At 41.5% G+C, this 10,385-nt stretch carries 12 protein-coding genes; 6 read left to right on the plus strand and 6 right to left on the minus strand.

Translation table 11 applies throughout. The annotated features are described in order from the left end of the window. Window positions 1–111: 111 nt before the first annotated feature. Together manA and JOC36_RS01875 are read right to left on the minus strand one after the other, a co-directional pair. Window positions 112–1,077: a mannose-6-phosphate isomerase, class I gene (gene manA / locus JOC36_RS01870; RefSeq protein WP_205144801.1), complete on the minus strand. Its 966-nt coding sequence runs from the start codon at window positions 1,075–1,077 to the stop codon at window positions 112–114. 15 nt (window positions 1,078–1,092) lie between these two features. Then, complete coding sequence (locus tag JOC36_RS01875; RefSeq protein ID WP_205144802.1) at window positions 1,093–1,809, minus strand: MucBP domain-containing protein; 717 nt, start codon at window positions 1,807–1,809, stop codon at window positions 1,093–1,095. A 149-nt stretch (window positions 1,810–1,958) separates the two neighbouring features. Between JOC36_RS01875 and JOC36_RS01880 the strand changes: the two genes are divergently transcribed. Continuing rightward, the gene (locus JOC36_RS01880) at window positions 1,959–2,492 is read left to right on the plus strand and encodes a GNAT family N-acetyltransferase (RefSeq protein WP_205144803.1); all 534 of its coding nucleotides are present in this window, start codon (window positions 1,959–1,961) and stop codon (window positions 2,490–2,492) included. 48 nt (window positions 2,493–2,540) lie between these two features. On the opposite strand, the gene JOC36_RS01885 is transcribed toward JOC36_RS01880, so the two are convergent. Genes JOC36_RS01885 through JOC36_RS01900 form a run of 4 tightly spaced genes read right to left on the minus strand, consistent with a single transcriptional unit; the run spans window position 2,541 to window position 6,027 of the window. Further along, window positions 2,541–3,218, minus strand: coding sequence for an ABC transporter permease (locus JOC36_RS01885; protein WP_275585721.1), 678 nt, complete (start codon window positions 3,216–3,218; stop codon window positions 2,541–2,543). Window positions 3,219–3,223: 5 nt separating this feature from the next. Then, a complete protein-coding gene (locus JOC36_RS01890; protein WP_250780439.1) occupies window positions 3,224–4,144 on the minus strand; it encodes an osmoprotectant ABC transporter substrate-binding protein in 921 nt (306 codons plus the stop codon). Next, window positions 4,141–4,827 (minus strand): ABC transporter permease, encoded by a 687-nt coding sequence (locus JOC36_RS01895; protein ID WP_205144805.1) that lies wholly within the window; start codon window positions 4,825–4,827, stop codon window positions 4,141–4,143. Before JOC36_RS01895 ends, JOC36_RS01890 begins: the two co-directional genes overlap by 4 nt. A 3-nt stretch (window positions 4,828–4,830) precedes the next feature. Continuing rightward, window positions 4,831–6,027, minus strand: a complete 1,197-nt coding sequence (locus JOC36_RS01900; protein WP_205144806.1) for an ABC transporter ATP-binding protein — start codon at window positions 6,025–6,027, stop codon at window positions 4,831–4,833. A gap of 539 nt (window positions 6,028–6,566) precedes the next feature. Here JOC36_RS01900 and JOC36_RS01905 point away from each other — a divergent pair. From JOC36_RS01905 to JOC36_RS01925, 5 genes are all read left to right on the plus strand, one after another. Continuing rightward, entirely contained in the window at window positions 6,567–7,793 is a 1,227-nt protein-coding gene (locus JOC36_RS01905) for a NupC/NupG family nucleoside CNT transporter (protein WP_205144807.1), read from the plus strand. Between the two features lie 28 nt (window positions 7,794–7,821). Further along, window positions 7,822–8,739 (plus strand): ribonucleoside hydrolase RihC, encoded by a 918-nt coding sequence (gene rihC, locus JOC36_RS01910; protein WP_205144808.1) that lies wholly within the window; start codon window positions 7,822–7,824, stop codon window positions 8,737–8,739. A 15-nt stretch (window positions 8,740–8,754) separates the two neighbouring features. Further along, window positions 8,755–9,699, plus strand: a complete 945-nt coding sequence (locus JOC36_RS01915; protein WP_205144809.1) for a nucleoside hydrolase — start codon at window positions 8,755–8,757, stop codon at window positions 9,697–9,699. A gap of 110 nt (window positions 9,700–9,809) precedes the next feature. Further along, the gene (locus tag JOC36_RS01920) at window positions 9,810–10,154 is read left to right on the plus strand and encodes a hypothetical protein (protein WP_205144810.1); all 345 of its coding nucleotides are present in this window, start codon (window positions 9,810–9,812) and stop codon (window positions 10,152–10,154) included. Between the two features lie 4 nt (window positions 10,155–10,158). Continuing rightward, complete coding sequence (locus JOC36_RS01925; RefSeq protein ID WP_205144811.1) at window positions 10,159–10,344, plus strand: hypothetical protein; 186 nt, start codon at window positions 10,159–10,161, stop codon at window positions 10,342–10,344. Window positions 10,345–10,385 lie beyond the last annotated feature (41 nt).

Below are 10,385 nucleotides of genomic sequence, written 5' to 3' on the forward strand. Positions count from 1 at the left end.
ATTATGCATGTATTTTACAAATATTTTTAGTGTACCATTTTCACCGGCTTAGCCCAATAAAAAACTAGACTAAGTCACCACTTGGTCAGCCTAGGCTAGTTTTAAATCTGACTACAACGATTTTGGCCCTGGCGTGCCAACAACAAAGCGACCAGTTCCATTAACTTGCCAATCAGGGGCATCAGCTAACACAACAAAACTCATTCCAGGCTTCATTTCATACGCCTGACCGTCAATCGTTACTTTCATTGCACCTTCAAGCATCGTTACTAAACTATAAGGTGTTTTCTGATGCAGCGTGGCACTGCCATCTAATTGATAATCATCAACATTAAAATAATCGGCTTGTACCAATGACGTTTGTTTCACATCATCATACTGACTAACATGCGTTGTTGGTCGTTCTGGTACAAAAGGCACTTGAGTGACCGCTTTAGCATCTTCCAAATCAAGACGTCGCTTAATGCCGGTTGCTTGGTCAACACGATCAAAATCATAGACACGATAAGTTGTATCAGATGATTGTTGAATTTCTAGGGCAACCACTCCAGCCCCAAGCGCATGCAATGTACCCGCTGGAACATAGAAAAAGTCGCCTGCTTTAACTGGCACTTTTTGCAACAATTGATCCCAATCTGCTGCATCCACTTCTTGATCAAATTCTGCTTTGGTTTGTGCTGTATGGCCATAATAAATTTCAGCATCTGGCGTGGCAGCCAAAATATACCATGATTCAGTCTTACCTAGCTCACCAGCATGGGCAGCAGCATAATCATCAGCTGGATGCACCTGCACAGATAAATCAGTATGGGCATCTAAAATCTTTACTAAAAGCGGAAACGGTTGATTATCCGGATGATTACCGAACAACTCTGGATGATTTTGCCATACATCGACCAGGTTTTGCCCAGCAAAACGGCCATTTTGGACCACGGTCGGACCATTCGGATGGCCAGAAACCACCCAAGCTTCTCCAGTGTGATCACTTGGAATGTCAAAACCAAACAAATCCCGCAAGGCGGTTCCACCCCAAATTTTTTCATGCAAATCTGCTGTTAAAATCAATGGTTCTGCCATAACTGCCTCCCGTTATTATTGACCGATGTGAACATAAATGCTTGCAACCCAACCCATTTGATCCAAATGATACCAGATATTATCAGCATCATCCGTGACTTGCTCAGTAATTTGAACTGGTACCTGATTTTCAATCGTCCCAATCACTTGACCATATGGTTGATCGTAAACGTTCAGAGTCCGACCAGGTACAAAGTCAATGGTCCCTTGGGCTTGCCAACTAACTGGCTCCCAAACACGTTGCATTTGCCAACCACCATTAGGATCCTTTGCTTGACCATCATCATTGGTCAAAGCCATCTCATGCATATCAAAACGCACCCAGCGCGAGTCAGCCATTTGATACCAAAAAGTACCATCCTTAGTTGCCACACGTTTAACAACTTTAACTACCATTCCTGGCCACAATTTCACTGTCGTTGGTTCAGTCGAAAAATCATCATAAACTGGTACCGCCGTTTTAATATGTAAATATTTATCTTCAAGGTTCTGAGCCTCTAAATAACTATCAGGGCGATAATAAAATGTCACAACGTGTGTCTGTGCATCGAGGACACCACTCGTTGCCCCTTCTGATTTCACATACTGATAGCCTGGTAAGTCAGCTGGTTCAACTGCGTAACTTTCACCAACCCCACCATTAATTAAGCGGCTCGGTGCAACCGGCCGGTTATCATCAATATTTTTGGCATATACCCAAACCGGCATCCCTTGTAATTGAATTTCTGCCATGACACACCCCCGTTATTCATTACTTGTCATTAAAATGCAAAAAACATCATGATAATGCATTTTCTTTCTTGTTTATTATACGGCAAAGCGAATTCTTTGTATAATCATATTCAATGAACCTTATAAAATCATAAAGGAGGGTCTGCTAAATGCAAACAAGCTTACGTTTAGTTACATTGGCCGACTTGCCCCAGGTACAACAACTCATCCACGAAGGCCAAGCCACCTTAAAAGCAAACGGAATTCCACAATGGCAGGATGGCTATCCCGACCAGGCGACTTTAATCAATGATATTAATGAACACATGGCCTATGCCTTGGTCGATGAACAAGAACAATTCATCGGCTATGCTGCTGTGCGTCAGTCACCTGAGCCAAACTATAAAACACCGTTAACCGGCACATGGCCAGTTGATAGTGAACCTTATGTATCCATTCATCGTTTTGTCATTGGCCAAGCTTTTCAAGGACAACATCAAAGTATCAAACTTTTCAATCAGCTATTTACTCGCATCAAGCAACTTGGCTTTCAATATGCACGCATTGACACACACGCTAAAAACCAAGCGATGCAACAGCTTATTTTAAAGGTTGGCTTTACCTATGCTTGTACAATTGCCATCGATGGCGACACTACCGATCAACGTTTAGCCTACACAAAACACTTAAATATGCACCCATAAAAAAAGCTTGGTAATTGGCATGAAGCCAGATTACCAAGCTTTTTATTTTTATCCACGCGCCCGCTTGCGCCGGATTTGTGTTCCAGGATCAAGCATCACTTCAATCTTACCCATCCCCCAATCGGCAATCATTGACATGAAGGCCGTTGGCAAGGCACCAGCTAAGATAATTGCACCACCATTGGTAGCATTTGTACCACGAATAATGATATCTCCTAAACCACCAGCACCAACGAAGGCTCCGATTGCGACCACCCCGATTGCTAAGACAAGGGCATTTCGCAAACCAGCCATAATCACCGAGACCGATAGTGGTAACTTCACCATATATAACTGTTGCCAGCGAGTCATTCCCATTCCTTCACCAGCATCAAGTACATTTCGATCAACTTGATTCAATCCAGTATAGGTATTACTCAAAATAGGAAGTAAGGCATACAAGAACGTTGACATCAAGACAACCTTAACCCCCAAGCCCATTGCTAGCATCAAAATTGACACCATGGCCAAAGTTGGGACCGTTTGAATAATGCTTGCCAAACGAATCACCCATTTAGCTAATTTATGCCGTTCCGCAATGTAAATACCAAGCGGAATTGCAATCGCTGCAGCAAACAACACACCATATGCAGCCATTAAGAAATGCCGCAAAAATTGCTCAAAGACATAACCGCCATTTTGGGCAAAGTATGCAATAAATTGTTCAAATATATTCATATTTTGCATAATGCTTACTCCCCCTCAAAATAATTATGTTTCTCTAAGAATTCGTGTGCAACCACTGATGGTTCCTTCAAGTTGTTATCAACTTGATAATTCAACTCTTGCATTTGTTTAGTGGTAATCTTACCACGCAACTTCATCATGGCTTCACGCAACCCAGGCGTTGAATTTAACGTCTTGTTGTCCACAACTGGACAAGCATCGTAAGGTGGGAAGAAGCGGCGGTCATCCTTTAGCATCACTAAGTTATAACTACCAATTCGACCGTCAGTGGTATAACCCATCACGGCGTCCATCTTCTTACTTGCTACGGCTGTGTAAACTAAACCAATTTGCATAGGGTGAATTGACTTAAAGGGGAAGTACGTCTTCTTAAAGCCATCGTAACCGTCACCCTTACGTGTCATCCAAGCCGTGTCGACACCTAAGCTCAACTTATCAGCAACTTTTTCTAAATCACTGACCGTTTTCAAATGGTACTTTTTAGCGGTATCTTGACGCACTAAGACCACGTAGGTGTTTTCAAAACCATAACTTGGGAACCAAGTTTGATTAAATTTCTTTTCAAATTGATCATGAACAATATCAAAAGTCTTCTTAGGATCTTTTTCAGCCTTAAAACCAAGGGTAGTGGTCAAGTCAGTTCCCGTATAACGGGCCGCTGAAACCTGGGCATCCCCATTTGTCATGGCCTTTTGATTAATTGTTACCGTCGCCAAATTATTAATAACCCGTGTTGGGCGACCGGTATAGTGTTTAATCATTTCAGCATCAATACTTCCCAAAGTTTGTGCTTCCGAAGTGATTCCACCCGTTACGGTAATGGGCTTATTTGAGGTTTGCGGTGGTACTAACCAGAACAAACCGGCTGCTAGCGCAACTACGGCAATAATCCCAAGAACAATATAACGAATCTTCTTAGACATTATTTCTCCCTCCGTTGTGCTTCTTCTTGTTCAAGACGTGCTTGTTCTTGTTGTTCTTCTAAAATAAAGGCCTTTGGAGTAAAGACTTTTTCTAACTTAGTCAATAAGAAATCAACAAGTAAGGCCAGCACCGTCACTGGAATTGTACCGGCAAAAATTAAACTTGGTTGATAGTTATAAAGACCACTAAAAATCAAGTCTCCTAAGCCACCAGCTCCAATATATGAAGCTAGAGTTGCCCAAGAAATAACATAAATTGCTGACAAATGAATTCCAGCCATAATTGTTGGCAACGCAATTGGCAATTCAACCTGCATAATTGACTGTAAATTACTCATTCCCATTCCCTTGGCTACATCCCGGTAACCAGCATCTACGTTACTCATACCAAGATATGTGTTACGTAAAATTGGTAGCAATGAATAAATAAACAAGGCAATGATTGCCGGCGTACGACCAATTCCAAAAATTGGCAACATTAAAGTCAACAAGGCCAAAGCCGGAATCGTTTGTAACGCACTCACGATATTGATAATTGGGTTTGCCAATTTATCAGCACGTGTAAGGGCAATTCCCGCTGGTACGGCAACGATAATCCCTAAAATCAAAGCAATGGCTGAGATATAAAGATGTTGCCCACTCTTGCTGAGAATTTCCGAACCATATTCAGACATAAAGGCTTGCATATGCTAGACCTCCTGATTGGCGGTTTCTGCAGAAACATCAGAATCGTCCTGTGTTGTGTTGTCTTCTGAGCTAGTTGCATCTCCCCAGATTGTGTCATAAACCAAGTCAACTAATGATCCACGTGTCAAAATACCAACAACTCGCTTTTGTTGGTCAACCACTGGAACCGTCTTAAGTCCCAAATTCAAGATACGTTGCAAAGTATCCTTTAGATAGTCTGTTTCATAAACAAATGGTACATCGACCATAATGTCGCCTACACTTGAAGCACGACTGTGCATCTTATTTAGGTTTTGCACGTCGACAACCCCTTTAAGGACTCCAGCATTATCTGTAACAATCAATGTATCAACACGCTTTTCTTTCATAATAGTAATCGCATCGTTTAATGAACGATCCGTATGAATCGTCACGGCCCCAGGGCTCATGATTTCTTTGACCATGGTATCCTTTGGCTTTGATTGCAAAAGGCGCTCTTCACCAAGTAATTCTTCAACGAATTCATTGGCTGGATGACGCAAAACATTATCTGGTGTATCAAATTGCACAACCTTACCATGGCTCATAACAACCAAACGGCTAGCTAATTTAAGTGCTTCATCCATATCATGAGTCACGAAAATGACCGTCTTACCCAACTTTTCTTGCAAGTCCTTAACTAAGTCTTGCAATGATTCACGGGTAATCGGATCCAACGCTCCAAATGGTTCGTCCATTAAGATAATATCCTGATCAGCGGCCAAGGCACGCACAACCCCGATTCGTTGTTGCTGTCCACCTGACAATTCAAATGGGTAACGATCCAACATCTCACGTGGCAATTCAACCAAATCGATCATTTTGTTAGCCGTCTTATCCCGCTCAACTTGGCTAACCTTCATCAAACGTTGCACCAAAGTAATATTTTCACGGATTGTCATATGTGGCATCAAACCGATGCTTTGAATCACGTACCCAATTTTACGACGTAATTCAACTGGTTGTAGCTTGGCTACATCTTGCCCATCAATCAAAACCTTACCTTCGGTAGGCGTGTTCATCCGATTGATCATTCGCATCAATGTCGTCTTTCCACTACCACTGGTTCCGATAAAACAAATAAATTCACCTTTTCCAAAGCTCAAATTAACATCTTCAACGGCAACTTTATTCCCATTGTAGATTTTTGAGACATCTTGGAATTCAATAAAACCACTCATAAAACTTTTACCTCGTTTCAAATTCAATTTTTTGAATTAGAGCTCCTATTACATTATCCATCTTTGCACAATGTTGTCAAAATTACAAATAAATTACTTTTTAATAGCATTTACCTACTATATCAACATTTATATACAAAAATAATACAAAAATGAGAAAATGAGCCCTGTTTAACGTTTTATCGCCATAAATTTATATGTAATATGCAAAGGAAAGCCGAACGATAATCCAGAGAATCTGAATGTAAAATTTTTCATTACATCAAACGTTCCGATTTACAAAAAATAAGCGGATTTTGCCATGAAAAACATCAATCAACCGTTCAAAACACGAAAATTATTGATTCATGCCGAACATTGCTGTGGATAACTTGTGGATAAAAAAAGGTTAATCGTTTTAATATTATGTTCCTTTTAAGAATCCTTTGCAGTATAATTTATTTTGTAAAGAAATCGCTTACATGTAAAACTTGTCTGCTATAATTTACATCGTAGTTTTATTTCACTTTATTTCAGGAGTATAGAGAGGTCTTCTTCTAATGTTTTACATTATTGTTAACTTTCTAAGTATCTTTGTCTTTTTAGGGATTGCATACTTATTCTCAAATGACCATAAAGCTGTTAAATGGTCACGTATTTTCATCGTTGTTGCCCTACAACTTGTTCTAGCTTGGTTCTTTATGAGCTTTAGCATTGGACAAGAAATTGTTAAGGGTGCTGCTGATGGCTTTAATTGGATCGTGCAAGCTGCCAACACAGGTATTGCCTTTGCCCTTCCTGATTGGTTGAAGCCAACAACTGGTCAACCAAACTTCGTAACAAGCGCTTTGCTACCAATGTTGCTTGTTGTGCCTTTGTTTGACATCTTAACTTACATCGGTGTATTGCCATGGTTGGTTAAGTGGATTGGTCGGGCCCTTTCATTTATTACTGGCCAACCAAAGTTCGAAGCTTTCTTCTCAGTTGAAATGATGTTCTTAGGTAACACTGAAGTGCTTGCCGTTTCAGGAGCACAATTGAACGCTATGAGCGCTCGTCGTAACTATACTTTGGCTTTGATGTCAATGAGCTGTGTTACTGCTGCCATTCTTGGTGCCTATACTGCTATGGTGCCTGGTCAATACGTTATGGCCGCTGTTCCTTTGAACATTTTGGGTGCCATCATCATTTCATCATTGCTTAACCCTACTGAAGTTGCCCCAGAAGATGATGTAATTGTTTCAATTCACAAAGAAGGCGAAAAGCGCGAACCATTCTTCTCATTCTTGGGTGATTCAATCTTGAACGCTGGTCGTTTGATTTTGATTATTACTGCCACAGTTATTGCCTTCGTTGCTTTGGCTGGTTTGATTGACAAGATTTTTGCACTTACTGGTTGGCACTGGCTTTCATTGGAAAACATCTTTGGTGTCATCTTGTTCCCATTTGCTTGGCTTCTTGGTTTCAACCCCGACCAAGCTTTCCAAATCGCCCAATACATGGGTACAAAGTTGGTAACTAACGAATTCGTTGTTATGGGTAAGGTTACTAAGGACATTATGGCTGGAACCGGTTTGTTTGCTAACGAACACGCCAAGGCTGTCTTGACTGTCTTCCTTACAAGCTTTGCTAACTTTAGTACTGTTGGTATGATTCTTGGTGCCTTCAAGGGACTTGTTTCAAAGGAAAAGAGCGATTACATCGCTGCTCACGTTCCACAGATGCTTCTTTCAGGTATCTTAGTTTCAATGCTATCAGCTGCCGCAGCTGGACTATTCGTTTGGTAAGCTTTCCACAACACGGAGGTAATCACCTATGGCAAAGCCGGTTATTTTAGATATGGATCCTGGGATTGATGATGCAGCAGCCATCGCGGTTGCCGTCAATCGTCCCGATCTTGATGTTAAATTAATCACCGCAGTCGCCGGAAATGTGAGTGTTGACAAGACAACACTCAATGTCTTAAAGCTGCTCGAATTTTTCGACAAAGACATTCCTGTCGCTAGTGGAGCAAAGGCTCCGCTAAAGCGTGAATTCCAAGACGCTTCATACATTCATGGCGAATCAGGTATGTCGGGTTATGATTTCCCAACTGTCACATCAAAACCGCTTGACGCGGATGCTGTTAGTGCCATCCACGAGACATTACAAGCAAGTGCTGAACCAATTACAATTATCGCAACAGGGGCCTATACAAACATTGCCATGCTTTTACAGGCTCATCCTGAAGATACCCAATTCATTAAAGAGTTCATTTTAATGGGTGGTTCAATCTCAGGGGGTAACGTAAGTTCAGTCGCCGAATTTAATGTCTTTACGGATCCTGATGCTGCTGCAATCGTCTTTAACAGTGGTCTACCCATTACCATGATTGGCTTGGATGTCACCCTTAAAGCTTTGTTGACACCAGAGACAATTAATGAATTGGCGCATAAAGGCCGGGCTGGTGAAATGTTACACGGTATCATCACTGCGTATGAAGATGTTCATGATGGTGGTAAGCCAATGCATGATGTAAATACCATCTTGTACGCAGTTAAGCCAGAGGTTATTAAAACTGAACCATATGCGATTGATGTGGTTACTGAAGGTCCAGCCTTAGGTGCAACAGTTGCTGATACGCAACATCGTTGGCATGAAGATGGTTATACCAATGCTAATGTCGGTGTTGACATTGACGCAGCTGCTTTCAATCAATGGTTCCTCGATCAAGTTGATTTAATGAATAAATAGAGAACGGAGCAAATCATGGCTACAAAGAAAATGATTTTAGATTTGGACACTGGTGTTGATGACGCATTGGCGATTGCCTATGCCCTAGCCACTCCAGATGCCGATTTAATTGGGATTGCTGCATCATATGGAAATACATTAGTTGATACAGCTGCTGCCAACAGCTTGAAATTATTAGAGTTGCTTGGCGCAACCGATGTTCCGGTTTATCGTGGTTTTAGCCATTCATCAACCACTGATGATTTTGAAACAATGCAAATTTCAATGGACATCCACGGTAACAACGGAATTGGTAATGTTGAGTTACCTGATCCAACGCGTTCGGTTGAATCAACTTCAGCTGAAGATTTCATCATTCAAGCTGCTCATGAATACCAAGATGACTTAATCATTGTCCCAACTGGTCCCCTTACCAACTTGGCTGCGGCCATGCAAAAAGATCCAGCAATTGCTGATTTAATTGGTAATATCACACTAATGGGTGGTGCTTTGACAGTTCCTGGTAATGTGACACCTTATACTGAGGCTAACATCAACCAAGACCCTGAAGCAGCTGATTATGTTTATCGTCATGCTAAGCACTTGGTTATGGTTGGCCTTGATGTTACCTTGCAAACATTGCTTACTAAGCGTGAGACCAAGGAATGGCGTGATTTAGGCACTGAAAAAGGCCGTGTCTTCGCTGACATCTTCGATTATTATATCGATGCTTATGATCGCCTAGACATTAACAAGCATGGTGCTGCTTTGCATGACCCACTTGCTGTTGGTGTGGCCGTTGACCCTAAGTTGGTTACTTTGTTACCAATTAACATGATGGTTACCCATGATGATGGTCGTACAATCGGTGACCCCGAACGGGCTCTTGATCCAATTAAAACAGATTTTGCCGCTGTTCAAGTTGATACAGCCGCTTATCTTGAACGCTTCATGAATTACACAAACAACATTCTAAAGTAAGCGTAAAAAAAAGCCAGCAGGCATAAACCTGCTGGCTTTTTTAATACTAAACAATTCTAGATAGTCTATGCTACAATCAACTTAGACTATATAAAGGATTTGTATAACCCATGTTTTCTCAAAACTACGTCCGGTTCAGCTGTTATGCTGGTATCATTAGCCTGATTTTAATCCTCCAAAATACGAAACATTTATTAGAACCACGTTTTTACTTGATGCTAGTGACCATTTGGGTATGCCTACTCTTCTTTGCCGCCTTTGAACAGCGTCGTGATCACTTGCAGCAACGCATCAGTCACACGTTTCAGGTTTCACCTGAGCTTATCCAGCCAATTAGCACTCAGCTTGGACTGAAGCCACAAACCTTATTGAGCCTAAGGCACCCAATTCAGCTCAAATATACCACTTTAAAACAAATCGATACCTTACTTACGCAATTACGAAAGGACGCTTAAAATTATGGCTAAAATCGCTTGGCGTTTCATCACCATTCTGCTCCCCCTTGCAACCCTTGGTTGTGCCTTTATCTTCCCCCAAACTTGGGCCCGTTGGACCTTCGTCATTTTAGCATTAGTCGAAGCGGCGGTTTTCTACTTACTTGAACGTGTCCTCCGTGACCCTAACGATGATATGGATAAATACTAAAAAAAGGAGCGCCAGCAAATTAATTGCTGGCGCTCCTTTTT

Source organism: Weissella uvarum (genome assembly GCF_016908785.1).
In the GTDB taxonomy this organism is placed as follows: domain Bacteria; phylum Bacillota; class Bacilli; order Lactobacillales; family Lactobacillaceae; genus Weissella; species Weissella uvarum.

What these genes read in the sequence shown, in the direction of transcription:
- manA (WP_205144801.1), bottom strand. Translation starts at nt 1,077, where the DNA reads ATGGCAGAACCATTGATTTTAACAGCAGATTTGCATGAAAAAATTTGG.
- JOC36_RS01875 (WP_205144802.1), bottom strand. Translation starts at nt 1,809, where the DNA reads ATGGCAGAAATTCAATTACAAGGGATGCCGGTTTGGGTATATGCCAAA.
- JOC36_RS01880 (WP_205144803.1), top strand. Translation starts at nt 1,959, where the DNA reads ATGCAAACAAGCTTACGTTTAGTTACATTGGCCGACTTGCCCCAGGTA.
- JOC36_RS01885 (WP_275585721.1), bottom strand. Translation starts at nt 3,218, where the DNA reads ATGCAAAATATGAATATATTTGAACAATTTATTGCATACTTTGCCCAA.
- JOC36_RS01895 (WP_205144805.1), bottom strand. Translation starts at nt 4,827, where the DNA reads ATGCAAGCCTTTATGTCTGAATATGGTTCGGAAATTCTCAGCAAGAGT.
- JOC36_RS01900 (WP_205144806.1), bottom strand. Translation starts at nt 6,027, where the DNA reads ATGAGTGGTTTTATTGAATTCCAAGATGTCTCAAAAATCTACAATGGG.
- JOC36_RS01905 (WP_205144807.1), top strand. Translation starts at nt 6,567, where the DNA reads ATGTTTTACATTATTGTTAACTTTCTAAGTATCTTTGTCTTTTTAGGG.
- rihC (WP_205144808.1), top strand. Translation starts at nt 7,822, where the DNA reads ATGGCAAAGCCGGTTATTTTAGATATGGATCCTGGGATTGATGATGCA.
- JOC36_RS01915 (WP_205144809.1), top strand. Translation starts at nt 8,755, where the DNA reads ATGGCTACAAAGAAAATGATTTTAGATTTGGACACTGGTGTTGATGAC.
- JOC36_RS01920 (WP_205144810.1), top strand. Translation starts at nt 9,810, where the DNA reads ATGTTTTCTCAAAACTACGTCCGGTTCAGCTGTTATGCTGGTATCATT.
- JOC36_RS01925 (WP_205144811.1), top strand. Translation starts at nt 10,159, where the DNA reads ATGGCTAAAATCGCTTGGCGTTTCATCACCATTCTGCTCCCCCTTGCA.